Here is a 22,727-nt window from a genome sequence, read left to right on the forward strand (position 1 = left end):
CGCGCGGGTCGGACTCGGCGGCGGTCATCGGTTGAGGTGGTTGGGTGACGTGGGGGTCCGGCCGGACGTGCGCGCCGGATTGCGCGAGGCCAGCCGGTCTGGAGCGGTCGCGTCGCGGGGGCGCACCACGCTGACGCTGCCGCCGGGTTCGATCACGATCACGCCGCCCTCGAACGACGTGCGCTGCTGCCCGTTGCTCACGCGGATCGTCTCGCTGGTGGGCAGTCCCAGCGAGCCGCCCGGTCCCCCAGCGCTCTGGTAGGCCGACAGCGTCGGATCCTGGAGCAGCCGCGTCCCCGAGGTGCCGGGGGCGCTGTAGATCGTCCCGTTCGCCAGCACGACGGCCTGTCCCCGGCCCCCGGCGACGTTGACCGCGGCGCGGGTGGGGCGTCCGAGCGAGCCACCGGGGCCGCCCTCCTGCCGGTAGCGCTCGAGGAGCGCACCGCCGAGCGGCACCAGTTCGCCGGCCGTGGTCTCCACCACGATGCCGTTCTGGAACTCCTGGTAGCGGCCGCCGCTGCGCAGGCGCTCGTTGAGGATCGCGAGCCCCAGCGGCCCGTCAGCGCCGGCCGGTGTGCGCCGCGACGCGTCGTACATGTCGTGGCGGACCTCGACGATGGGCTCGCCGTCGGCGGCCGCGAGGTTGCTGTGCTGGAACCGGACCATCTCGCCGCCCGACTCGACGATGCGCTGCGTCGGGTAGCCGTAGCGACCGGTGGCGCCGCCGCCGCTGCGGTAGCGTTCGTCGATCCGCCCGACCGTCTCCACGGGGTCCGCGGACCGGGTGCGCTGCCAGATCGTCCCCCGCTGGTAGCGGGTGTGCAGGCCCGTGCCGTCCCCCACCGCACGAACTTCGGTGGTCGGGTACCCGAGCTCCCCGGCCTCGCCACCCAGGCGGCGATGCCGGGCGTCGATGGCGCCGTGGACCGCCAGCGCCCCCGTGGCCGAGCGGTAGAAGATCGAGCCGTTCTCGTAGCGGCGGTAGCGCCCGTTGCCGGCGCCGTTGCGCTCCGGGGTGGTGGGTCGACCCAGGATCGAGCCCGTCTGGCCCATGTCCTGGTACTTGAGGTCGATGTGGGTGGCGTTGCGCTGTGGCAGGCAGGTCGAGTTGTGGCTGCGGGTGCGGTTGTCGACCCGCACCGTCCGGTTGCAGGCCGGGTCCCAGTCCCAGGGCGCGATGCAGGTCACGACGCGGCACACCACCTCGGTGACGCCGGCGACCTGGGTGTTGCACTGCCCGTAGCGGAAGTTGTTGCAGCACACGCGCCGCTGGTCACAGGGGTCGTCGGCGCAGCGGCAGGAGCAGCGCGCCGACGGGCTGCGGTTGCAGTCGATGACGTAGCGGGCGCGGCCCATGCAGAACGGCGAGTCGTCGATGCGCCACCAGCCGGCGGCGTAGGAGCCGGGCGGGCAGGTGTTGGCGCCGTTGTTGACGGTGCAGCAGAACGCCGTCCAGCCGCTGGAGCAGGATGCGCCGGTGCCGCAGACCTGCGCGTAGGCGGTCCCCGGCTTCAGGGTGTAGCGGATCGGGCCGACGGCCAGCGCCGAGCCGACGACCGCGACGCGGCCGAGGAAGCGGCGGCGGCTGAGGCCCCGGCCGGCCAGCGCGCGGCCGAGGCGGTCGACGACCCGGACCGTGATCGGCGCAGCCGCCTCGGCCTCCGGTGCGGGAGCGATCGTCATCGGGGCTCCTCCCCGCCCGCGGCGGGTTCGATCGTGACCTGCGCGAGCACCTCTTCGACCCGGCGGACCTGCCGGTTGGCGTCCCCGCCGTCGCCCAGCACGACGTACAGGCAGAAGGCGCGACCGGCCTCGGTGAAGAAGTGCTGCCAGCCGGCCTGCTTGCGCATCGCCCGCTGCAGCGAGCGGTTGCTGAAGGCCCGCGGGTCGAGTCGTCGCGGCAGCCCCTGTGCGGCGAACAGCGGCGTGCCCGCTTCCTCGGGCCCGTACTCGAGCAGCGCCACGAACGCGTCGTCGTCGGCCATGAGGTCGACCGCACCGGAGCCGAAGTCGCCGCGCTCGCCGGGCAGTGCGAACGTCGCGAGGTGCATGACCGGCGGTGACTCGTCGCTGGCCGCGGCGGCCGCGGCGAACTGCCCCTCGGGCAGCTCGTCGGCCGCGGCCTCACGCCGGATGCGGCCCTCCCAGCCGCGCGGGAGCTGGGCCCGCAGGCCGTGTCCACGCAGTTGCATGCGATGCTCCTTCAGACGACCGTGCCGACGGCGAGTACCGCGACGGCGGCACCGACGGTGAGCGCGGTGAGACGCTGGGCCAGCGGTGCGCCGGCGTCGAGGCGGCGGTGGAAGCGCTGCAGGCCGGCGGGCTCGCGCAGGCCCGCGGTCGTGAGCAGCGGCAGTGCACGTACCAGGCCGAAGGTGGCACCCAGCAGCGCACCGATCGGCGCCGACGCCGACGCGACGGCGAACAGCAGCAGCAGGTGCGTGGCGGCGGTCGGGATGCGGGTCAACACGGCCGCGCCGAGTTGGAAGCCGAACCCGGCCCCGTAGACCCAACCGCGGTAGGCGGTCAGCCAGCGCTCGTCGACCTGCCGCTGCCAGCTCGGCAGCCGGACCGGCAGCCGCCCGGCGTCCGCCGCCAGCGCGAGCAACCCCGCAATGGCGAGGATCGCCAGCACCAGGTCCCCGGGCGGGGTCACCCCGAACCCGGTGAGCCCACGGGCGGCGAGCCAGCCGACGCCGCCGGCGAGCGCACCGACCGTGGCGCCGCCGACCGTGGACGCGACGAGGTAGGCGATGGCCGTGACGGTCCACCGCTGTCCGCGCGAGGCCTCCCCGACCGGGGAGATGCTGGCGAGCATCGACATGCCTCAGGGCGACCAGGAGCTGCGCAGCGCGGCCGCGGCCGCGAGGGTCAGCCCGAGTGCGGCGATCACGCGTCGTGCTCCCGCTCGTCGTCGCCGTGCGCGCCGGCGTCGGCGAACGGCTCGGGCGCGAACTGGTCGGCCGGCTGGTACAGGCTCGGATCGCCCGGCGCGATCCCGGCCGCCAGCAGGTGGCGGTCGGCGTCGCGCTCGCGGCGGCTGTCGGCCGCGGCCTTGTCGCGACCGGCGGACCCCTGCAGCAGCAGGCGGCGCACGGCCGGCCAGGTGCCGGCCGTGCCCTCGCCGCGGACGCGGCCGGTCGTGCCGTCGACGTGGACGACGTACGGACTGCCCGGCACGTCGTGTGCGTCCCAGGTCGCGTCGCTCATCACGACGGTGGCACCGGCCGGCGCCAGGCGGGCGATGGCGTCGCGGTCCTCGTCGGGTTCCTCACGCGTCACGATCACGACCCGTGTGTCGCCGGGGACGTCGGGCGCCTCCAGCGCCGGCCAGTAGGGCTTGCAGCCGACACAGGTGGACGACAGGAACACCAGCACGGTGTCGTGACGGACCTCCTGCACACGCAGGGCGAGCAGTTCGCCGCCCGGGCTGACCCCGACCACGTCCGGCGCGGTGCGGCCCTCGACGGCGGCGGCCGGGCCGGTCTCGAACGCTGCGACCCCCGCCGGCGGCGCCGGTGCGGCGGCGGCGTCGGCCGGCTGGTCGGGGTCGATGCCGGCGCCGAGCTCGTGGAGGCGGCGCAGGATCTCCGCGTGGCTGCGCAGGAGCCCCACGAGCAGCACCAACTGGACGGCGACGACCACCACGAGGGCGACGACGACGATGGTCATCGGGCATCTCCTTGCACGGCCGCGTCGGTTCGCGCGGCCCGCGGGGCGGGCAACGTCACACGGCGGGTCGCCGCGCGCAGCTCCGGCAGGCCGGTGAGCAGTTGCTGGACGGAGGCGACACCGACGACGGCGAGCACGGCCGCCAGCACGGTGTGCCCCGGCGCGAACCCGAGCCGGGCCGGGGCCTCGAGGTGCGCCAGTGCGCCGGGGCCGGCCGCGGCCAGGGCGGCCGCCACGGCGACGAGCGCGTTCAGCCCGACGTGCAGCAGCGAGGTCGGCGCCGACGCCTGGCCGAAGCAGCCGCAGGCGCCTCCGCGGCGGCGCTGGCGTGCCGCGACGACGGCGAAGGCGCCGTAGACCAGCGCGAGGCCGGCGAGCAGCGGCCGCGTCCCGAGCACCAGGACCGCCGCGGCCAGGCTCACTTCACCCGCACCGACGACGCGGACGAGCGAGGTGGCGTGCGTGCCGCGCCACGCCAGGGCGTCGGCGGTCGTCCTGGGGCGCCGCAGCTTCGCGACGCCGGCCGGCACCAGCAGTCCCGCCCCGAGCACGATCACGACCCGAACCACGTCGAGTGCGACCGGCCACGCTCCCCCGAGCTCCGCCGACAACGCCTGCTCCCACCTGCCCGGGACCTCCCGCCGGGCGCCGGGACGCTAGGTCACGCTTCGAAGCGCGACAACCACCCGCTGCGACCTGACCCGGGACCGCGCGGGCGGCGCGCTAGATTCCTCGTTCCTGCGTTCCGGCCGCTAGCGGCGGAACCACGCCCCTCCTCCCGACGTTCGCCGGAGCCGCCCTGGTGGGTCCACTCCTGGCGCTCGGCTCGGCGCTCAGCTTCGGTCTCTCCGACTTCACGGGAGGCCTGGCCGCGCGCCGTGCCTCGGCGCTCACCGTCACGCTGGTGGCCCAGGTCGCCGGCCTGCTGGTGCTGGTGCCCGCCCTGGTCCTGTGGCCCGGACGGGCCTCGTGGCAGGCGCTGGGCCTGGGCGCGCTCGCCGGCGGACTCGGCTGCGTCGGCCTCGTGCTCTACCTGCGCTGCATGGCGCTGGGCCCGATGGGGCTCATCTCGCCGTTGGCCGCGCTGGTCGGCGCCGCCGTGCCCGTCGGCTGGGGCGTGGTCCTGGCCGGCGAGGTACTGACCACCGCCGACGTCGTCGGGGTGCTGACCGGCTTGGTCGCGGTCGTGCTGGTCGCCTACCGACCGGGCACGTCCCTGCGGGAGGCCGGCACCCGCGGCCCGCTGATGGCAGCCGTGGCCGGCGTGTCGTTCGGGCTGTTCTTCGTCTTGCTGGACGCGACCCCGACCGACTCCGGCCTGTGGCCGCTGCTGGGTTCCCGCCTGGCCGGCGGAGGCGTGCTGCTGGCCATCCTCGCGCTGCGCCCACGGCCGTGGCCGACCGAGCGCGGCCGCACGCTGGCCGCCACCAGCGGCCTCACCGACCAGCTCGCCAACGTGCTGTTCCTGTTGGCCACCCGGGCCGGGCTGCTGTCGCTCGCGTCGCTGCTCACCTCGCTGTACCCGGTCGTCGTGGTGGTCCTGGCGCGTCAGCTGCTGCACGAGCGCCTGACGCGGCTGCAGTCCACCGGCGTGGCACTGGCGCTGCTGGCCACGGCCCTCATCGTGGTGTGAGCACCGCAACGAGCCGGACGCGCCTCGCGGGGGGTGACGGGCGGCGACCGCCGGCCTCGAGGTCGGCGCTCCGCCGCACGGTCGGCCCAGCGTCACACCGGTGCGTCATCTGCTCGACCGTGCGTCACGTGGCCGACCTCACGGTTGCCGAGCCGCTGTCATGATGCCGGCACGGCCCTCCGATGCGTACCGCGCCACGGTTGCATCTGGGGCAGTTCGGCGACCGACGCGGGTAGCGATGGCCGCAGCCATCACCCCTGCGGCGCCGCAGCCACGCGATGATCACCGCCATACCCCGATCAGGCCGAGCGCCCGGCGCCGTCGCAGCTGGCCCAGGCTGTGCCGATACCGGTCGGTAGCCTAGGCTCGCGGTTCTCGAAGAGGGCCATCGCCATGCAGGTCGCGCAGACCGTCCCGTTCGACGAACCGGCCCGGCTCGCGGCGGTCCGCCGGTACGACGTCCTCGATTCGCCACCCGACGGCGCGTTCGACCGGGTGACCGCACTGGCGGCCCGCCTCAGCGACAGCCCGATCGCCACCATCACGATCGTGGACGAGGACCGGATCTGGTTCCGCTCCGCGCACGGCATCGACGCGACTGAGATCCCGCGCGAGCCCGGCCTGTGTGCGTCCGCGATCCTGGACGGCAAGCCCTACGTGGTGCCGGACGCCCTCGTCGACCCGCGCACCCTCGACAATGGCCTCGTGCGTGGAGAGCTGGGGCTGCGGTTCTACGCCGCCGTGCCGCTGCGCACGGCCGACGGCCACAGCCTCGGCACGCTGAACGTCATCGACGTCGAACCGCGTGACCTGCGACCGGGCGAACTGGAGAACCTCCAGGACCTCGCCGCCATCGTGATGGACGAGTTGGAGCTGCGGCTGGCGGCGCGACGCGCCATCGCGACGGAGACGCAGCGTGAGGCCGCCGGCTACCGCGACGCGCTGTTGGCCGGGATCTCGCACGAGATGCGCACCCCGATCGCGATCCTGCAGGGCGTGGTCAACATGTCGGAGACGACCCCGCCCGCCAGCGCCGCCGAGGCACGGCTGCGCACCGTCCTCGCCCGGCAGGTGCGCTACCTCGACTGGCTCGTCGGGCAGTACCTCGACTTCGCCCTGCTGGAGAACGAACACCACGAGCCGACCGCCGACCGCGCCCCGCTCACGCTGGCGGCGGTGGTCGAGGACGCCGTCGAACTGTTCCGCGACCGCGCCCAGATCGAGGTCGAGGTGGCTCCCGGGACGCCCATGGCCCTGGCCGACCGTGCCCGGACCCAGCGCATCGTCACGGAGCTGCTGAACAACGCGGTCCGCTTCGGCGGCTCACGGGCACCGATCCGCGTCGAGGTCGGCCGGGGCGCCGAGCCCGACACCGTGCAGGTGTCGGTGCTCGACAGCGGCCCCGGCATCGCTCCCGAGGACCTCGCGGGCATCTTCGACCGCTTCACCCGGGACCCGCGCAGCACGGGCAGCGGCGTCGGACTGTTCGTCAGCCAGGCCGCGGCCAGTGTCCAGGGCGGCCGCATCGAGGTGGTGTCGACCCCGGGCGCCGGCAGCTGTTTCACGCTGGTGCTGCCACGGGCCTGAGCAGGCTCACGAGCCGTCGGGCGCGCTGAACAGTTCGGTCTCGATGGCCTCGAGCTCGGCGACGTAGAGGGCCTCGCAGCCGTCCGGCAGCAGCCAGTGGTGGTGGCCGAACACCTCGAGGCTGACCTGACCGTGCAGGCGGCCCCACAGCAGCAGCAGCGTGGCGGCGACCTCGGGTGTCAGCCGCCGCCCGTCGAAGTCGAGCATCGGGTCGAAGCGGGCCGCGAGGTGCGGCTCGGCCACCAGCGCGCGCCATCCGTCGGGGACGCGCAGCCGACCCTGCTCCCAGGCCTCCACGAGCGGCCGGCCCAGGCCGAAGCCGACGCGTCCCATGGCCGCCACGGTGGGACCACCGGGCGGCGCCTCGTAGTTCGGGATCGGGTTGCCGAACAGCAGCCCGAACTCGTTGGGGTGGCGCACCCCCCAGTCGCGGTAGGCCAGCGCCGCGGCCCGCACGCGTTCGCAGACGTCGGCGTCGCGCGTGGCGACGGTCGGGGGGACGGGCGGCGGGCCCTGCAGGTCCTGCCGCTCGTCGTCGGCCCCGATGGCGACCAGCAGATGATCGGCGAGGTCGTGGTAGGCGTCGGCGATCAGCCGCGTCAGCAGATCCTCCCGCGAGTCCACGTAGCGGTACAGCCCCGCCGGGCTCATGCCGAGCCGGCGGGCAACACGCCGCAGCGACAACTCCACGGCGCCGTGCTCGCGGATCTCCGCCATCGCGGCCGCGTGCAGGTCCTGCAGCGTCTGGCGGCGCAGCCGCGCACGCCGCCCCTCGGCGACTGCGGCGTCCGGCTCGTCGAGGCGCTGGTCGGCCATCACGTCTCTCCTCATCGCCACGAATCTAGCGACTGGCACTTGCATTGCGAACACCGTTCGCACATACTCCCAGCGAAACGCGAACACCGTTCGCACTTTTCGCGGGCGAGGGCCCCGCCAGGAGGACCAGATCATGCGCATCACCGTGCTGGGCGCTGCCGGGGGCATCGGCCGCGCCCTCGCCGAGGAGCTCGCGGGCCGCGGCCACGAGGTCACCGCCGCCAGCCGTTCGATCTCGCCGGCCGGGCATCCGGCCGGCGTGCGTGCCGTGACCACCGACCTGCGCGACCCACGCCAGGCCGACGTCGCCTGCCGGGGCGCCGACGTCGTCGTCATGGCGGCGCAGGTCCCCTACCCGCAGTGGCACACCGAGTTGCTCCCGCTGTTCGACGCGGCGCTGGCGGCCGCCGAGCGCGCCGGCGCACGGCTCGTCCTGGTCGACAACCTCTATGCCTACGGCTCCCCCGGTACGCCGATCACCGAGGCCACCCCGGAGGCCGCGACGTCGGTCAAGGGGCGCCTGCGACGCGACGCCGGCCGCCGCCTGCTCGCCGCGCACGAGGCCGGCCGCGTGCCGGTCACGATCGGACGCTTCAGCGACTACTACGGCCCCGGCGGCACCAACTCGCTGGTCTACCAGGTGCAGATCAGGCCGGCCCTGGCCGGCAAGGCGGCCCGCGCCTACATCGACGCGGACCAGCCACACAGCTTCCACTACCTGCCCGACGCGGCGCGCGGCTTCGCGACCCTCGCCGAGCGCCCCGAGGCGGACGGCCGGATCTGGGTCCTGCCGTCGGCACCGGCGCTGACCCAGCGGCAGCTGATCGACCTCGTCGAGCAGGCCGTCGGCCACCCGGTCAAGCGCGGGCACATCAGCCGTCCGATGCTGCGCGTGGCCGGACTCGTCGACCGGCGCCTGCGGGAGGCCTACGAGCTGACCGACCAGTGGGACCGGCCCTACACCACCGACGCGAGCGCGTTCGAGGCGGCCTTCGGCCCGGTCGAGACCACGCCGCACGCCACGGCGATCCGCACCACCGTGGACGCCTTCCGCGCGGCCGGCCACCCGGCCGCCGCATGAACCGCGACGGCGCGCCGCCGGCCTGCCCGATCGGCGGCGCACGCCGGGCCGGGCCAGATCACGACTCGGACCGGATCACGACTCGGGCCGGATCACGACTCGGGCCGGATCACGACTCGGGCAGGTAGCGCTTCAGCTCCCGCCGGGCCAGCGCCATCTCGTGGACCTCGTCCGGCCCGTCGGCCATCCGCAGCGTCCGCGCGTGCGCCCACATCATCGCCAGCGGTGTGTCGTTGGAGAAGCCGGCCCCACCGTGGGTCTGAATCGCCTTGTCCAACACCCACTCGGCCATCGCGGGCGCCACGATCTTGATGGCGGAGATCTCCATCCGGGCACCCTTGTTGCCGACGGTGTCCATGAGGTGGGCCGCCTTGAGCGTGAGCAGGCGCGCCTGCTCGATGCGCACGCGTGCCTGGGCCAGCCAGTGCTGGAACACGCCTTGGCGCGCGATGTGCTTGCCGAACGTCTCGCGGCTGATCGCCCGCTGGCACATGAGGTCGACGGCGCGCTCGGCCATGCCGACCAGCCGCATGCAGTGGTGTATGCGGCCCGGACCGAGCCGCTCCTGCGCGATGCGGAAGCCGTCGCCCTCCTGCCCGATCAGGTTGCCGGCCGGCACCCGTACGTCGACGAACTCCACCTCGGGGTGCCCGCCGTGGCCGTCGTAGTGGCCGAACACGGGCAGCTCACGGACGACCCGCACGCCCGGGGTGTCCATGGGCACCAGGATCATCGACTGCTGGCGGTAGGGCTGCTCGTCGGGGTCGGTCACGCCCATGAAGATGCCGACCTCGCAACGTGGGCTGGCCGCGCCGGTCGACCACCACTTGCGCCCGTCGATGACGTAGTGGTCGCCGTCGCGCACGATGCGTGAACGGATGTTGCGGGCGTCCGAGGACGCGACGTCCGGCTCGGTCATGAAGAAGGTGGACCGGATCTCGCCGGCCAGCAACGGCTCCAGCCACCGTTCCTGCTGTTCAGGGGTCCCGAACAGGTGCAGGACCTCCATGTTGCCGGTGTCGGGGGCGTTGCAGTTCAACGCCTCCGGCGCGATCAGCGGCGAGCGGCCGGTCAGCTCGGCGAGATGGGCGTAGTCGAGGTTCGACAGGCCCGCACCGTGCCGCTCGTCGGGCAGGAACAGGTTCCACAGGCCCCGCCGTCGGGCCTCGTCCTTCAGCTCCTCGAGAACGGCCGGGTGGTGGTGGCGGTCGCCCGACGCCTCGATCTGGTCGTGGTAGCGCTGCTCGTTCGGATAGACGTGCGTGTCCATGAAGTCGAGCAGCGCCGCGCGCAGCTGCTCGCCGCGATCGCTCAGGCGAAGGTCCACGTCGTCGTCTCCCGTCCAGCGGGCGGTCGCCGGGGCGGCCCCCGACACGCATGGCGACGACGCTAGCTTCCGACGCTGCGCAGATGGCGATCCGCGTCCGTACGACCGGAGCGCGGCTGGTGGCGGCCCTGCTCGAAGCCGGCCACGGCCGCGAAGACCACTTCCTCGCCACGCCGGCGCAGATCGGCGGCGGCACCGACCGCACCGGCGCGTGCCCGGCGCAGGGCCTCGCGCCGCAGCTCGCGGCGGCGAGCGCTCCCGTGCTCGGGATCGCGCAGGTACATCCAGCCGGCCCCGACCGCGGCACCGGTGGAGAAGGTGATGAGCGATCGCACGCGCACGGCAACCTCGTCGTCGACTTCGACCCACACGCTAGCGGGGATGGCCGGACCCGCCGCCCGGCGCCCGGCTTGACGGACCGTCGTTTGCTCAGCGAAGCTTGACTCCATGACACTTGACACGAGCGCCCGGGCGCGCGTCCACGCCGCACTGGGGGAACCACACCGCCTGCAGTTGGTCGACGCCCTCCGGCTGAGCGACCTCACGCCGTCGGAGCTGCGGGAGGTCAGCGGCCTGGACTCCAACCTGCTGGCGTTCCACCTCGGCACGCTGGAGGAGGCCGGTGTCATCGCCCGGCGGCGCTCGCAGGGCGACGGCCGCCGTCGCTACGTGACGCTGCGGTGGGAGACGCTGGAGGCCGTGGAGCCGATGAGCGAGGCCCCGACCGGGCCGGTCCTCTTCGTCTGCAGCCGCAACGCCGCGCGTTCGCAGCTGGCGGCCGCCCTGTGGCGCGCACGGACCCAACTGCCGGCCGACTCGGCCGGCCGGCAGCCCGCGCCGGAGATCGACCCGCTGGCACGCGCGGTCGCCGAGGCACACGGGCTGCCGCTCGGCGACGACCCGCGCCCCCGCGGCTACGACGAGATCGGGTCGGCCCCCGACCTGGTCGTGTCCGTCTGCGACCGCGCGCGCGAGGCGGCCCTGCCGTGGACGACCCACCACCTGCACTGGTCGGTGGCCGACCCGCGCGGCGGCGACCTGGCCGCCTACGAGGCGACACTGCAGGACCTCGACCGCCGGATCGCCCGGTTGGCCGCGACGCTGCCCGACCGCGCCGCATGACGCCGACCGAGCCGCAGCGGGTCGTCGCGGAGTTCCTGGGGACGGCGCTGCTGCTGATGGCCGTGGTCGGCTCGGGGATCGTCACCAGCGACGGCGGCTCGGCGTCCGCGCAGTTGTTCCAGCACGCCGTGGCGGTGGGCGCTGCGCTGGTCGCGCTGATCCTCGCCTTCGGTCCGGTCTCGGGGGCGCACTTCAACCCGGCGGTGACCGCGGCCGACTGGTGGTTCGGCGGCATCCCGACGGGGCGGGCGCTGCGCTACCTCGGCGCCCAGGTCGGCGGCGCGACGGCGGGCACCTTGGCGACCAATGCGATGTTCGGTGTCGACCTCGTCACGCTGTCCACCAACGCGCGCGACGGCTTCGGGCCAATTGCCGGCGAGGTCGTCGCCACCGGTGGGCTGCTGCTCGTCATCTTCGCCCTGGTGCACACCGGCCGGCTCGGCGCGGTGCCGGGGGCGGTCGGTGCCTGGATCGGCGCCGCGATCTTCTTCACCGCCTCCGCGTCGTTCGCCAACCCGGCGGTGACGCTGGCGCGCGCACTGACGGACAGCTACACGGGCATCGCCCCCGGCTCGGTCCCCGGCTTCCTGCTCGGACAGGCGCTCGGGACGCTCGCCGGCGTCGCGCTGGTGGCCTGGCTCTACCGGCCCTCGCGCCGCCAGGCCGAGGTGGTCGTCCAACCCCATGGCGACGGGGCCGCGCGCAACGAGGCGGCCTGAACGCCGACGGCCGCCCTCGCCGGGTTCGGCGAAGGCGGCCGGGCGTCGTCGTCGGCGCCGTCAGCGCAGACCGAGCTGACGGCTGCAGGCGGGCCACGCCTCCCAACCCTGCCGCTCGAGCAGGATCTCGGCGCGGGCGATCTGCTCCGCCTTGGAGGCCTCGTGCGGGTAGCCGCTGCCGCCGACCCACTGCCAGGAGTCGATCGTGAACTGCAGGCCGCCGTAGAAGCCGTTGCCGGTGTTGATGCTCCAGTTCCCGCCCGACTCGCACTGGGCGAGACGGTCCCAGACGCCCGCGTCGGTCCCGGGGCTGGCCGGTTCGGGCTCGGGCTCGGGTTCGGGCTCCGGCTCGGGTTCCGGCTCGGGTTCGGGCTCCGGCTCGGGTTCCGGCTCCGGGGCCGGCTCGGGCTCCGGCGCCGGCTCGGGTTCGGGCTCCGGCGCGGCGGCGACCAGCTGCGTCCGCGCCTCCACGGCGTCGGCGAGCGCGTCGGCGATCGGGGTGTCGTCGGCCGTGAACGGCTCGACACGGTCGGCTGGCGTCACCGTGACGGTGCGCACGACGGCGGTGTCGCCGTCCGACGGCGTCTGGGCCGAGGCGTCGAGGGTCACTGCGGCGGTCGTGGCGGCCACCAGTGCACCGGCGGCCGTCAGACGCGGCACGATGCGACGGGGGATCCGGGTCCGGGTCGTGCGGGCACGACTGGACATGCGAACTCCTGGAACGGGGGCAAGGGGGATGGCGACCCGGGTGAGGCGTGCCGGCCCGGCTGGATGGCGGGCGGCGGAAGGGAGGTGGTGGGCCGCGAGAACGGGCAAACGGTGACCGGGTCCCTCGCTGGCGGCCACCGGCCTCGCCTGGCCGATCGGACACTGGACGCGTTTCGGCCACCCGAGCCCCGGTCACGTGACCGGGGCCGCCCCGGCCGGCTGACCGGGGCGGCACGCGCGCCCGCCGCTCGAAGCGACGAGGGCGCCCCAGCGATGCCGAGGTCGGTACACTGATCGACTCGTCCGGTGTACCGAACGCCGCCCGTCCCACCGCGAGCCAGCCGTGCCATCCTCGCCCCCGTCGCCGACACCCGCGCGAAACCGCCTGCTGCACACCAGCCACGGCACCCACCTCGACGCCTTCGGGGCGCCCGAGTGGGGACTGCTCGCGATGATCGCGACCATCTGGGGCACCTCCTTCGTGTTCATGGCCGTGGGCCTGGAGGCGTTCGAACCCGGCCTGATCACCCTCGCCCGGGTCGGGCTCGGCGCCGCCGCCCTGGCGCTCGTGCCGGTCGCCCGTCGAACCCGCATCGCCCGCGAGGACCTGCCCCGCGTCGCACTCCTCGGGGTGCTCTGGATGGGCATCCCGCTGCTGCTGTTCCCCGTCGCCCAGCAGTGGATCGACTCCTCGGTCGCCGGCATGGTCAACGGCGCCATGCCGCTGACGACCGCGGCCTGGTCGGCCCTGCTGCTGCGGCGGCTGCCGGGGCGCACGCAGGCGATCGGCCTGCTCGTCGGCTTCGTCGGGATCGTGGCGATCTCGCTGCCGGAGCTGCCGGTCGGCGCGACGCGGACCGGGACGGCGCAGACCGCGCTCGGGACCGGCCTGGTGTTCGCGGCGATCGTGCTCTACGGGCTGTCCGCCAACCTGGCCGTCCCCCTGCAACAGCGCTACGGCTCGCTGCCGGTGCTGCTGCGCGCCCAGCTGGCCGCCCTGGTGGTGATCGCCCCGTTCGGTATCGCCGCGATCGGGCCGTCGCGGTGGGACCCGGTGGCCGCGCTCGCGATGCTGCCCCTCGGCCTGCTGGGCACCGGCCTGGCGTTCGTGCTCATGGCGACGCTGGTGGGACGGGTCGGCGGTCCGCGCGGCTCGGTCGCGGTCTACTTCGTCCCGGTCGTCGCCATCGCCGCCGGGGTCGCGTTCCGGGGCGAGCAGGTCCATCCGCTCGCCCTCGTCGGCACCGCCCTGGTACTCGCCGGCGCGTGGATCACCGCACGTCGCGAGCACCTTCCACCCGCCCCCCTCGGACGCGGGTGAGTCAGGCCTCCACCGCCTCCTCGACCCGTCGGGTCTTGTAGGCGAGGCTGTGCTCGTGGCCGGCACCCGGGTGGTGGTCGAGCTTCATCACCATCGAGACGCGCGGGGCGTGGCGCTCGCAGACCTCGATGCACTGCTTCAGGACGGCGGCGATGTCGTCCCAGTCGCCTTCGATGTTGGTGAACATCGCGTTGGTCTCGTTGGGAAGACCGCTCTCGCGGACCACCCGCACGCACTCGGCGACGGCGTCGCCGACGTGATGGGTCTCGCCGACCGGGCTGACGGAGAACGCCACGATCATGCTGGCTCCTTCGCGGACGTAGGGGAAGTCGGAGCCTGCCAGGCGCGCCGCAACGACAACTACCATCGGTGCCGACGTGGGCACGGTGATCCGACACCAGGCGGCGCGGCTGCGAGCCGCGATCGCACTCGCCTGCCTCGTCGCCGGGCTGCTGGCGCTCGTGGGGGCGACCGCGGCGGCGGCGCAGGCCCAGGACACGGTCGCCACCACGACCGTCACGGGAGCGATCACGCCGGTCACGGCCGAGCACCTCGCCGACACGGTCGAGCGGGCCGACGCCGATGGTCACCAGGCGCTGGTCGTCCTGCTCGACACGCCGGGCGGGCTGGTCGACGCCACCCGGCTGATCGCCCAGTCGTTCCTGGACGCACCGCTGCCGGTCGTGGTCTACGTGGCCCCCGCCGGCGCCGACGCGGGCTCGGCCGGCACCTTCATCACCTACGCCGCGCACGTGGCCGCGATGGCGCCTGCCACGACGATCGGCGCCGCCACCCCCGTGGACCTCGAGGGCGGCGAGGTGGGCGACAAGGTCGTGGAGAACGCGGCCGCCTTCGCCCAGACGCTGGCCGAGGAACGAGGTCGTGACGTCGAGTTCGCCGTCGCCTCGGTCCGCGACGGCCGCTCCGTCACCGCCCCGACCGCGCTCGAGGAAGGCGTCGTCGACCTGATCGCCAGCGACCTCGACGACCTGTTGGCCCAGCTCGACGGCCGCGCCGTCGAGGTGCGCGGGGTCGGCGAGGTGACGCTGCGGACGGACGGTGTGACGGCCGTCGAGTACGAGATGGGCTGGGCCCGCTCGTTGCTGGCCATTCTGGCCGACCCGAACCTCGCGTTCGTGTTCCTGTCGTTGGGCACGCTCGGGATCCTCTACGAGATCGCGAGTCCCGGCCTCGGACTGGGCGGCGTGATCGGCGTTGCCTCGCTGGTGCTGGCCATGTTCTCCCTGGCGGTGCTGCCCGTGAACTGGGCGGGGGCGGTGCTGATCGTCGTCGCGTTCGTGATGTTCGTGGTGGAGCTGTTCATGCCCGGTATCGGCGTGGGCGCCGCCGGGGGCACCGCCGCGTTGGTCCTCGGCGGCGTGTTCCTGTTCCAGGACCAGCCCGGCCTCGGGGTCGACTGGTGGGTGATCGCCCCGACGGCGGTGCTGCTCTTCGCTCTGGCCGTGCTGGCCGGCCGCATCGTCCTGCGCTCGCGTCGCGCGACGTCGCGGGCCGGCTCGGACGACCTGATCGGCCGGCGGCTGATCGTGGAGAGCGCCGCGACCGGCCGCCCGCGGGCGCGGGTCAGCGGCACCTTCTGGCGCCTGCAGGCTGCCGAGGGCGCTCCCCCGCTGCGCGACGGCCAGTCCGTCGAGGTCGTGGAACGGCGCAACCTCGACCTCGTCGTCGTGCCGGTCGGCGACCGCGACCAGACCGGCGGCGACTCCCCGTCGTCGTCCCCGACCACCTGAAAACGTCCCCCGCAAGATCCGACACAGGAGACCCCATGGACGGCCCCGTCATCGGGATCGCGTTCGCCCTCGTCGTGCTCGTCATCCTCATCGCTTCGTCCATCCGCATCGTCGACGAATACGAGCGCGGCGTCATCTTCCGGCTGGGTCGCGTCACGGGCGCCCGTGGACCGGGTCTGTTCTTCCTCATCCCCGTCATCGAGAAGATGGTGAAGGTCAACCTGCAGACCATCGCCATGGACATCCCGCCGCAGGACATCATCACGAAGGACAACGTGACCGTGCGCGTCAACGCCGTCACGTACTTCAACGTCACCGAGCCCGTGAACTCGGTCGTCAAGGTCCAGAACTACGTCTACGCCACTTCGCAGATCGCCCAGACCACGCTGCGTTCGGTCATCGGGGGCGTGGAGCTCGACGAGGTGCTGGTCAACCGCGACGAGATCAACGCGAAGCTGCAGGAGATCATCGACGGCATCACCGACGACTGGGGCGTGAAGGTCACGCTCGTCGAGGTCAAGGACGTCGAGCTGCCCGAGGTCATGCGACGGGCGATGGCCCGGCAGGCCGAGGCCGAACGCGACCGTCGCGCCAAGGTCATCCACGCCGAAGGTGAGTTCGAAGCGGCCAAGCGCCTGTCGGAGGCCGCCAACGTCATGGCCTCGGAGGCCGGCGCCATGCAGCTGCGGTTGCTGCAGACCCTGAGTGACATGACCGCGGAGAAGAACTCGACGCTGGTGATGCCCATCCCGATCGAACTGCTGCGCTTCGCGGATTCCATGACCCCTCGGGACCGGTGAGGCCAGCCCGATCGGGCCCGTCCGTGCCGGGCGGGCCGTTCTCGGACGCAGGTACGCTGGCCACATCCCCCGCGGGGAACGCTTCGCCGGCCGTGTCGGGCCCTTCCTCGAGTCGTCCCCCTCCCTTCCAAACCTGCCCCTCCCCCGAAAGGTGAGGCACGTGTCGGCCGACGCATCCCGCATGCCGTCCGGCCGCTCACTGCGAGCACTGCGGTGGTTGCTGGGCGCAGCCGCGATCGCGGCCGTCGCCGTCGGCATCAACCTGCTGTTCGGAGCGAGCGCCACCGCCCAGGAACCCGGCCTGGGCGCCCAGTGGGCCGAGGACGAGCAGCTCGTCGATCGCGGCGCCCAACTGTTCGGTGCCAACTGCGCCCTCTGCCACGGCGAGCAGGGCCGCGGCCTCACCCAGCCGGGCCCGCAGGCCGGCCCGTCGCTGATCGGCGTCGGGGCGGCGTCGGTGGACTTCATGGTCCGCTCCGGCCGCATGCCGATGACCAACGCGCAGGACCGCCTCCAGCGCGGCCCCAACCGGTTCAGCGAGGAGGACACCCGCGCGCTGGTCGCGTTCGTGGAGAGCCTCGCGCCCGGCGAGGGCCCCGACATCCCCGACATCGAGGGTTGGGAGGACGCCGACCTGTCGCACGGCCTGGAGCTGTTCACCCGCAACTGCGCCGCCTGTCACGGTCCCACCGCCCAGGGCATCGCGGTCGGCCAGCGCGACATCTCGTCGAGCCTCGACGTGGTCCCGCCGCTGGAGATCGCCGAGGCCGTCCGCTCCGGGCCCGGCGTCATGCCCCGCTTCCTCGAGGACACCCTGAGCGACGAGGACCTGCGGGCGGTGACCGCCTGGGTCATGGACCTGCGCGAACGCGAGGCCCCCGGGGGCTGGTCCTTCGGGCGCTCAGGCCCGGTCGCCGAGGGTGCCATCGCCATCATCGTCGGGCTGGGCCTGCTCGCGATCGTGATGTACCTGCTCGGCGAGAAGGCCCACGACGAGTACGACGAGGTGGAGGAATACCGTGGCGAGCGGTGAGCAGACCCGCACCCGCGGCGAGCAGTGGCGCGCCCAGCGCGAGCGGCAGGACCGCGGTGCGCGCCTGGCCGCCATCTGCTTCGTCGTGGCGATCTTCGCGGCCTTCGGCCTCATGGCGGTCTACATCGCCGGCGGACAGACCCAACTCGAGGGCCTGCTGCTCTTCATCGCCTTCGGTGCCGTCGGCGCGGGCCTGGGGATCTGGGGCAAGCGGGTCGTCGGCCCCAAGATCGTCGTCGAGGAGCGCTACCCGATGCGCTCCACCGACCAGGCCCGCGACGAGTTCGAGGCCGCCTACGAGGAGTCGCTGGGCGAGGCCGTCGTCGGCGGCCGGCGACGGTTCCTGCTGCGGCTGCTGGCCGGCGCCGGCGCCTCGCTCGGCCTCGCGCTGCTGGTGCCGCTGCGCTCCCTGGGGCCCGGCCCCGGACGCGACCTCTTCGTCACCGAGTGGGAGCCAGGCCGTCGGCTCGTCGACGCCGGCGGCACCCCGATCCTGGCCGCCCAGATGGCGGCCGACGAGGTCCGCACCGTCTTCCCGGAGGGCGCCGAGGGCGACGCCAAGGCGCAGGCGTTGCTGATCGGTACCCGCCCCGACCAGCTGCAGCGCGACGAGCTACCCGCGGAGACCGTGGGCGACCTGGTGTGCTACTCGAAGATCTGCACGCACGCCGGCTGCCCGGTGGGGCTCTACCGCGCGTCGGTCGGCGAGCTGATCTGCCCCTGCCACCAGTCGACGTTCGACGTCAACCGCGCCGCCGTGGTCGTGTCCGGCCCGGCCGGCCGGGGACTGCCGCAGCTGCCGCTGGGCGTGGACGACGAGGGCTACCTGATCGCCACCGGCGACTTCAACGAACCGGTCGGTCCGTCGTTCTGGAACATGACGCACGACGTGGACGTGTGAGGAGCCAGCCGTGAGCGCCACGCAGACCCGACGCCGCCAGAGCCCCGTCGACGACCTCGCCCGCTGGCTCGACGACCGCCTCCGCCTCGCCGAGGGGTCGAAGAAATACCTCAACAAGGCCTTCCCCGCGCACTGGTCGTTCCTGCTCGGCGAGGTCGCGCTGTTCTCCCTCGTCGTGCTGCTGTTCACCGGCACGTTCCTGGCCCTGTTCTACACCCCGGACGCGCGACTCGTGGTCTACGAGGGTCCGTACGTGCCGCTGCAGGGCATGGAGATCTCGGCCGCCTACGAGTCGACGCTGCGGCTGTCGTTCGAGGTCCGCGCCGGCCTGCTCATGCGCCAGATCCACCACTGGGCGGCGCTGGTGTTCGTGGCCGCGATCGTCGCGCACATGCTGCGGGTGTTCTTCACCGGCGCGTTCCGACGGCCGCGTGAGATCAACTGGGTCATCGGCGTCGGCCTGCTGCTGCTGTCGTTCGCGGCCGGCTTCACCGGCTACTCGCTGCCCGACGACCTGCTCAGCGGCACCGGGCTGCGCATCGGCTACTCGGTGGTGTTGGGCATCCCCTTCGTCGGTCCGCTGCTCGGCTTCCTGCTGCTGGGCGGCGAGTACCCGGGCACCGACACGATCAGCCGCCTGCACATCGCCCACGTCATGCTCATCCCGGCCGGCCTGCTCGGCCTCCTCGGCGCCCACCTCGCCATCCTGATCCGGCAGAAGCACACCCACAAACCCAGCAGCCTGGCCCGCGAGGACAACGTGGTCGGCGAGCCGCTGTTCCCGAGCCAGACGCTGACGACGTTGTCGCTCGGCGCCTTCACCATCGCGGTGCTGTGCCTGCTGGGCGGTCTGTTCGAGATCAACCCGGTGTGGCTGTACGGCACGTACGAGCCCTACGAGGTCTTCGCCCCGGCGCAGCCGGACTGGTACATGGGCTGGACCGAGGGACTGGTCCGGCTGTGGCCGGCCTGGGAGTGGACGATCCTCGGGGTCACGATCACGTCGACGTTCCTGCCGGCCGTCGGCATCGGCGGGCTGATCTTCACGGTGATGTTCGCCTGGCCGTGGATCGACCGGAAGTGGGTCGGCAAGGACGACCTCGAGCACCACCTGCTCGAGCGTCCGCGCGACAACCCGCTGCGGACGGGCATCGGCGTCGCGGCCCTCGCCCTGATGGCGGTGATCTTCGTCGCCGGCTCCAACGACGTGATCGCGTCCAACCTGGAGATGGGGCTGCAGACGCTCACGGTCGTGTTGCGGATCGCCTGCTTCGTGGTGCCGCCGATCGCGGGCTGGATCGCCTACCGGATCGCGCTGTCGTTGCAGCGCAGCGAACAGCCGGTCCCGATGCGCGAGGAGTCCGCGGTGGAGTCGGCCTGAGTGACGGTCTTCCACCGGTACCTCGGTGCCCTGCTCGTCCTGCTCTTCGTCGTGCTGTTCGTGTGGGGCATCACCCTGCGGGTCCTGCGCCGTGACGAGGGCCCGGCCTCGCTGTGGGTCGTCCAGCACTGGACGGAGAACCTGCTGGTCGTCCAGACCGTGCTGGGCATCGTGCTGCTGCTGCTCGGCCGGCGCGTGTTCGTCCAGCCCGACGCGTGGCTGCACTACCTCTACGGCTCGCTGTTCCCGCTCATCGCCGTGGTCGGTGGGCGCATCGCCGGGCTGCGGCGCGAACGCTACGAGTACCTCGGCCTGGCCTGGGGGGCGTTGTTCGCGCTCGGCCTGACGTTGCGGGCGCTGCAGACCGGCTGCGGGTACACCGTCGGCGAGATAGCCCGGTGCCTGCGCCTGTCCTGACGGCCGGGCGGACGGGAAGTTCGGGCCAGCCGGACGCGTTGATGCTGACGAACCCCCGACGGCCACGCATGGCGCCGCGCGTGAGCCGTGACCCGACGCTTCCCGACCTCCGGAGTTCCTGGTGACCCTGCGTTTCGGCATCACGTTCGACTACCTGTGCCCCTTCGCCCGCAACGCCAACGAACACGTCGTCACCGCCCTGCGCGGTGGTTCCGACTGGGACGTCGACTGGGTCCCGTACAGCCTCGCCCAGGGGCACGTCGAGGAGGGCCAGACCGACGTCTGGGACCTCGACGACCCCCACGGCGCGTCCGGCATCCTGGCGCTGCAGGTGGGCCTGTACGTGCGCGACCGTGCACCCGAGCGCTTCCTCGACGCACACGAGGCCCTGTTCGCCGCCCGGCACGACCACGGTGGCGACCTGAAGGACCCCGAGGTGCTCGCCCGCGCCCTGCGAGCCGTCGGCCTGGACGCCGACGCGATCCTCGCCGACGTCCGCGAGGGCGAGGTCCTCGAGCAGCTGCGCAAGGAGCACGAGGCCGGTGTGCGCGACCACGACGTCTGGGGCGTGCCGACCTTCATCGCGGGTGACCGCGCCGTGTTCGTCCGCCTCATGGACCGTCCCGAAGGCGACGTGGCCCGCGCGACCCGCAGCATCGAGCAGGTCGTCGACCTGGTGGTCAACGCACCGATGCTGCACGAGTTCAAGCAGACCGACCTCCCCCGCTGACGCGGCGGTGCGGCGCGCCTCGCGGCGCGCCGCTCAGCCGCCGAGGATCTCGCGGGCCCGGACCACGTCGTCGGCCACGACCACGAGGTGGCTGCCGGCGGCGATGTAGGCCTGCTCGATGTTGACGCCGGCGTCGGCCAGACGCCGGCACGCCGCACCGAGCTGGCCCGGCTCGTCGGGCAGCGCGACCACGGCGACGTCGCGGGACGCCTTGACGTCGAAGCCGGCCTCGCGCAGCAGTTGCACGGCGTCGTCGGCGCGATCCACCAGCACGTGCACCAACCCCTTGCCGCGGCCGGTGAACGCGCTGATGGCCTCGATGTTGATGCCCGCGTCGCCGAGGGTCTCGCCCAGACGCGCCAGCACGCCCGGCTCGTCGTCGGGGATGATGACCAGGTCCTTGCGCACGGGCGGCCTCGCAGATCGGTGGCGGCCCAGGCTACTCGCCTCGCCCGACGGGCCGACGCCCTCGATGCCCGCATTCGAAGCCCGGCCCCGCCGTTGCTACACTGCCCGCCGCGCTCGGCGCCCGCTCTGCGGGGTCATCCCTCGCAAGCGACTCCCGGTCCGGGGTAGCTCAGTTGGCAGAGCGTTCGACTGTTAATCGAAATGTCGCCGGTTCGAGCCCGGCCCCCGGAGCCTCGCACGTCACGACGGCCGCCCCCTGGGCGGCCGTCGTCGTGTTCGGGGCGCGACCGATCGGTCAGCCGGGGCGGCTCAGCACCAGCTTGCCGAACAGCTCCCCGCGGACCATGCGCTCGAACGCCGCGCGGCCCTGCTCCATCGGCAGCACGTCGTCGATCAGCGGTCGGACCCCGGTCGCGTCCAGGAGTTGCACCAGCCGCTGCAGCTCCTGGCGGGTCCCCATCGTGGAACCGACCACCCGCAGCTGGCGGTAGAACACGCGCGCGAGGTCGGCGGGCGGGTTCGGCCCCGAGGTCGCCCCGGCGACCACCACCACGCCGCCCGGTTCGAGGGCGCGCAGCGAATGCTTCCAGGTCGCCTCGCCGACCGTCTCCAGCACCGCATCGACACGGCCGGGTAGCCGCTCTCCCGCCGCCACCCCGACGTGGGCGCCGAGCTCCTGGGCCCGCTTCAGCTTCGTCTCGTCACGGCTGGTCACCGTCACGTGCAGCCCGGCGGCACGGGCCAGCAGGATCGCGGCCGTGGCGACGCCACCACCGGCACCCTGGATCAGGACCCGGTCGCCCGGGCGCAGCTCACCACGGGTGAACAGCATCCGGTAGGCGGTCAGGTAGGCCGTGGGCAGGCAGGCCGCCTCCTCGAACGAGAGGCTGGCCGGCTTGGGGACGAGGTTGCGTGCCGGCACCGCCACCACGTCCGCGAACGTGCCGTCGTAGCGCTCGGAGAGGATGTTGAAGTCGTGCGCGAGGGTCTCGTCGCCGTCGGGGGTTGCGATGACGGCGTGGACGACGACCTCGCGGCCGTCGGCGGTGAGTCCCGCGGCGTCGCAGCCGAGCACGATGGGGAACCGGTCGGGGTCGATGCCGACCCCGCGCAGCGTCCAGACGTCGTGGTGGTTCAGGCTCGCGGCGCGCACGCGAACGAGCTCCCACCCGGGTGGTGGCGCGGGGTCGGGGTGCTCGCCCAGGGCGAGGCCGCCGAGCGGGTCGTCGGAGCTTGCGGTGGTGGCGGTGATGGCGAACATGTGGCCACCCTAGACACCGACGACGCGCCGGGCGTCAGCGGCAGACGTCCCAGCGGCCG

General features: G+C 73.3%; 25 protein-coding genes and 1 tRNA gene. 14 read left to right on the forward strand and 12 right to left on the reverse strand.

What is annotated here, in order from left to right:
- Positions 1-24 precede the first annotated feature (24 nt).
- The 5 genes from ACERM0_RS05020 to ACERM0_RS05040 all read right to left on the reverse strand — a co-directional run bounded on the left by ACERM0_RS05020 (position 25) and on the right by ACERM0_RS05040 (position 4,283).
- Entirely contained in the window at positions 25-1,683 is a 1,659-nt protein-coding gene (locus tag ACERM0_RS05020; RefSeq protein ID WP_373677421.1) for an LGFP repeat-containing protein, read from the reverse strand.
- Positions 1,680-2,192, reverse strand: coding sequence for a hypothetical protein (locus tag ACERM0_RS05025; protein WP_373677422.1), 513 nt, complete (start codon positions 2,190-2,192; stop codon positions 1,680-1,682). The genes ACERM0_RS05020 and ACERM0_RS05025 overlap by 4 nt, the downstream gene beginning before the upstream one ends.
- A gap of 11 nt (positions 2,193-2,203) precedes the next feature.
- Positions 2,204-2,818, reverse strand: a complete 615-nt coding sequence (locus ACERM0_RS05030) for a hypothetical protein (protein WP_373677423.1) — start codon at positions 2,816-2,818, stop codon at positions 2,204-2,206.
- 71 nt (positions 2,819-2,889) lie between these two features.
- Positions 2,890-3,672 (reverse strand): hypothetical protein, encoded by a 783-nt coding sequence (locus tag ACERM0_RS05035; RefSeq protein ID WP_373677424.1) that lies wholly within the window; start codon positions 3,670-3,672, stop codon positions 2,890-2,892.
- Complete coding sequence (locus tag ACERM0_RS05040) at positions 3,669-4,283, reverse strand: MauE/DoxX family redox-associated membrane protein (protein WP_373677425.1); 615 nt, start codon at positions 4,281-4,283, stop codon at positions 3,669-3,671. Before ACERM0_RS05040 ends, ACERM0_RS05035 begins: the two co-directional genes overlap by 4 nt.
- Positions 4,284-4,474: 191 nt before the next feature.
- Here ACERM0_RS05040 and ACERM0_RS05045 point away from each other — a divergent pair, with 191 nt between their 5' ends.
- Together ACERM0_RS05045 and ACERM0_RS05050 are read left to right on the forward strand one after the other, a co-directional pair.
- Positions 4,475-5,305, forward strand: coding sequence for an EamA family transporter (locus tag ACERM0_RS05045; RefSeq protein WP_373677426.1), 831 nt, complete (start codon positions 4,475-4,477; stop codon positions 5,303-5,305).
- Between the two features lie 393 nt (positions 5,306-5,698).
- Complete coding sequence (locus ACERM0_RS05050; RefSeq protein ID WP_373677427.1) at positions 5,699-6,892, forward strand: ATP-binding protein; 1,194 nt, start codon at positions 5,699-5,701, stop codon at positions 6,890-6,892.
- Between the two features lie 6 nt (positions 6,893-6,898).
- Here the strand turns inward: ACERM0_RS05050 and ACERM0_RS05055 are convergent, their stop codons facing one another.
- On the reverse strand, positions 6,899-7,708 hold the full coding sequence (locus tag ACERM0_RS05055; protein WP_373677428.1) for a TetR/AcrR family transcriptional regulator: 810 nt from the start codon (positions 7,706-7,708) through the stop codon (positions 6,899-6,901).
- Between the two features lie 133 nt (positions 7,709-7,841).
- Here ACERM0_RS05055 and ACERM0_RS05060 point away from each other — a divergent pair, with 133 nt between their 5' ends.
- Positions 7,842-8,789, forward strand: coding sequence for an NAD-dependent epimerase/dehydratase family protein (locus ACERM0_RS05060; RefSeq protein ID WP_373677429.1), 948 nt, complete (start codon positions 7,842-7,844; stop codon positions 8,787-8,789).
- 109 nt (positions 8,790-8,898) lie between these two features.
- Here ACERM0_RS05060 and ACERM0_RS05065 read toward each other — a convergent pair whose 3' ends face one another.
- Both ACERM0_RS05065 and ACERM0_RS05070 read right to left on the reverse strand, forming a co-directional pair.
- On the reverse strand, positions 8,899-10,116 hold the full coding sequence (locus ACERM0_RS05065; protein WP_373677430.1) for an acyl-CoA dehydrogenase family protein: 1,218 nt from the start codon (positions 10,114-10,116) through the stop codon (positions 8,899-8,901).
- Between the two features lie 62 nt (positions 10,117-10,178).
- Positions 10,179-10,457: a hypothetical protein gene (locus tag ACERM0_RS05070; protein ID WP_373677431.1), complete on the reverse strand. Its 279-nt coding sequence runs from the start codon at positions 10,455-10,457 to the stop codon at positions 10,179-10,181.
- 106 nt (positions 10,458-10,563) lie between these two features.
- Between ACERM0_RS05070 and ACERM0_RS05075 the strand changes: the two genes are divergently transcribed.
- Both ACERM0_RS05075 and ACERM0_RS05080 read left to right on the forward strand, forming a co-directional pair.
- Positions 10,564-11,238, forward strand: a complete 675-nt coding sequence (locus tag ACERM0_RS05075; protein ID WP_373677432.1) for an ArsR family transcriptional regulator — start codon at positions 10,564-10,566, stop codon at positions 11,236-11,238.
- Positions 11,235-11,957, forward strand: a complete 723-nt coding sequence (locus tag ACERM0_RS05080; RefSeq protein ID WP_373677433.1) for an aquaporin — start codon at positions 11,235-11,237, stop codon at positions 11,955-11,957. The genes ACERM0_RS05075 and ACERM0_RS05080 overlap by 4 nt, the downstream gene beginning before the upstream one ends.
- Positions 11,958-12,017: 60 nt before the next feature.
- Here the strand turns inward: ACERM0_RS05080 and ACERM0_RS05085 are convergent, their stop codons facing one another.
- Positions 12,018-12,665, reverse strand: coding sequence for a transglycosylase family protein (locus ACERM0_RS05085; RefSeq protein ID WP_373677434.1), 648 nt, complete (start codon positions 12,663-12,665; stop codon positions 12,018-12,020).
- A gap of 343 nt (positions 12,666-13,008) precedes the next feature.
- Here ACERM0_RS05085 and ACERM0_RS05090 point away from each other — a divergent pair, with 343 nt between their 5' ends.
- Positions 13,009-13,986: a DMT family transporter gene (locus ACERM0_RS05090; protein WP_373677435.1), complete on the forward strand. Its 978-nt coding sequence runs from the start codon at positions 13,009-13,011 to the stop codon at positions 13,984-13,986.
- Between the two features lies 1 nt (position 13,987).
- On the opposite strand, the gene ACERM0_RS05095 is transcribed toward ACERM0_RS05090, so the two are convergent.
- Positions 13,988-14,287 carry an MTH1187 family thiamine-binding protein gene (locus tag ACERM0_RS05095; protein WP_373677436.1) on the reverse strand — a complete coding sequence of 100 codons (300 nt, stop codon included), beginning with the start codon at positions 14,285-14,287 and terminating at the stop codon, positions 13,988-13,990.
- Positions 14,288-14,363: 76 nt separating this feature from the next.
- On the opposite strand from ACERM0_RS05095, the gene ACERM0_RS05100 reads away from it, so the two are divergent.
- The 7 genes from ACERM0_RS05100 to ACERM0_RS05130 all read left to right on the forward strand — a co-directional run bounded on the left by ACERM0_RS05100 (position 14,364) and on the right by ACERM0_RS05130 (position 20,999).
- The gene (locus ACERM0_RS05100; RefSeq protein ID WP_373677438.1) at positions 14,364-15,737 is read left to right on the forward strand and encodes a nodulation protein NfeD; all 1,374 of its coding nucleotides are present in this window, start codon (positions 14,364-14,366) and stop codon (positions 15,735-15,737) included.
- 35 nt (positions 15,738-15,772) lie between these two features.
- Positions 15,773-16,537, forward strand: a complete 765-nt coding sequence (locus tag ACERM0_RS05105; protein ID WP_373677439.1) for an SPFH domain-containing protein — start codon at positions 15,773-15,775, stop codon at positions 16,535-16,537.
- Positions 16,538-16,697: 160 nt separating this feature from the next.
- Positions 16,698-17,570, forward strand: a complete 873-nt coding sequence (locus tag ACERM0_RS05110; protein WP_373677440.1) for a c-type cytochrome — start codon at positions 16,698-16,700, stop codon at positions 17,568-17,570.
- The gene (locus ACERM0_RS05115; protein WP_373677441.1) at positions 17,557-18,471 is read left to right on the forward strand and encodes a Rieske 2Fe-2S domain-containing protein; all 915 of its coding nucleotides are present in this window, start codon (positions 17,557-17,559) and stop codon (positions 18,469-18,471) included. Before ACERM0_RS05110 ends, ACERM0_RS05115 begins: the two co-directional genes overlap by 14 nt.
- A gap of 10 nt (positions 18,472-18,481) precedes the next feature.
- Entirely contained in the window at positions 18,482-19,852 is a 1,371-nt protein-coding gene (locus ACERM0_RS05120; protein ID WP_373677442.1) for a cytochrome bc complex cytochrome b subunit, read from the forward strand.
- Positions 19,853-20,269, forward strand: coding sequence for a hypothetical protein (locus tag ACERM0_RS05125; RefSeq protein ID WP_373677443.1), 417 nt, complete (start codon positions 19,853-19,855; stop codon positions 20,267-20,269).
- Between the two features lie 121 nt (positions 20,270-20,390).
- Complete coding sequence (locus ACERM0_RS05130) at positions 20,391-20,999, forward strand: DsbA family protein (RefSeq protein WP_373677444.1); 609 nt, start codon at positions 20,391-20,393, stop codon at positions 20,997-20,999.
- 33 nt (positions 21,000-21,032) lie between these two features.
- Here ACERM0_RS05130 and ACERM0_RS05135 read toward each other — a convergent pair whose 3' ends face one another.
- Complete coding sequence (locus ACERM0_RS05135) at positions 21,033-21,407, reverse strand: ACT domain-containing protein (RefSeq protein ID WP_373677445.1); 375 nt, start codon at positions 21,405-21,407, stop codon at positions 21,033-21,035.
- Between the two features lie 158 nt (positions 21,408-21,565).
- Here ACERM0_RS05135 and ACERM0_RS05140 point away from each other — a divergent pair.
- Positions 21,566-21,638: transfer RNA gene (locus tag ACERM0_RS05140), tRNA-Asn, on the forward strand.
- A 64-nt stretch (positions 21,639-21,702) separates the two neighbouring features.
- On the opposite strand, the gene ACERM0_RS05145 is transcribed toward ACERM0_RS05140, so the two are convergent.
- Entirely contained in the window at positions 21,703-22,668 is a 966-nt protein-coding gene (locus ACERM0_RS05145; protein WP_373677446.1) for a zinc-binding dehydrogenase, read from the reverse strand.
- Between the last annotated feature and the right edge of the window lie 59 nt (positions 22,669-22,727).

Origin of the sequence: Egicoccus sp. AB-alg2 (assembly GCF_041821065.1) — a bacterium.
Lineage (GTDB): Bacteria > Actinomycetota > Nitriliruptoria > Nitriliruptorales > Nitriliruptoraceae > Egicoccus.

Bases quoted from the DNA above. Each gene is read 5' to 3' on its own strand.
- ACERM0_RS05020 (WP_373677421.1), bottom strand. From the start codon at position 1,683: ATGACGATCGCTCCCGCACCGGAGGCCGAGGCGGCTGCGCCGATCACG.
- ACERM0_RS05025 (WP_373677422.1), bottom strand. From the start codon at position 2,192: ATGCAACTGCGTGGACACGGCCTGCGGGCCCAGCTCCCGCGCGGCTGG.
- ACERM0_RS05030 (WP_373677423.1), bottom strand. From the start codon at position 2,818: ATGCTCGCCAGCATCTCCCCGGTCGGGGAGGCCTCGCGCGGACAGCGG.
- ACERM0_RS05035 (WP_373677424.1), bottom strand. From the start codon at position 3,672: ATGACCATCGTCGTCGTCGCCCTCGTGGTGGTCGTCGCCGTCCAGTTG.
- ACERM0_RS05050 (WP_373677427.1), top strand. From the start codon at position 5,699: ATGCAGGTCGCGCAGACCGTCCCGTTCGACGAACCGGCCCGGCTCGCG.
- ACERM0_RS05055 (WP_373677428.1), bottom strand. From the start codon at position 7,708: ATGGCCGACCAGCGCCTCGACGAGCCGGACGCCGCAGTCGCCGAGGGG.
- ACERM0_RS05060 (WP_373677429.1), top strand. From the start codon at position 7,842: ATGCGCATCACCGTGCTGGGCGCTGCCGGGGGCATCGGCCGCGCCCTC.
- ACERM0_RS05075 (WP_373677432.1), top strand. From the start codon at position 10,564: ATGACACTTGACACGAGCGCCCGGGCGCGCGTCCACGCCGCACTGGGG.
- ACERM0_RS05080 (WP_373677433.1), top strand. From the start codon at position 11,235: ATGACGCCGACCGAGCCGCAGCGGGTCGTCGCGGAGTTCCTGGGGACG.
- ACERM0_RS05085 (WP_373677434.1), bottom strand. From the start codon at position 12,665: ATGTCCAGTCGTGCCCGCACGACCCGGACCCGGATCCCCCGTCGCATC.
- ACERM0_RS05095 (WP_373677436.1), bottom strand. From the start codon at position 14,287: ATGATCGTGGCGTTCTCCGTCAGCCCGGTCGGCGAGACCCATCACGTC.
- ACERM0_RS05105 (WP_373677439.1), top strand. From the start codon at position 15,773: ATGGACGGCCCCGTCATCGGGATCGCGTTCGCCCTCGTCGTGCTCGTC.
- ACERM0_RS05145 (WP_373677446.1), bottom strand. From the start codon at position 22,668: ATGTTCGCCATCACCGCCACCACCGCAAGCTCCGACGACCCGCTCGGC.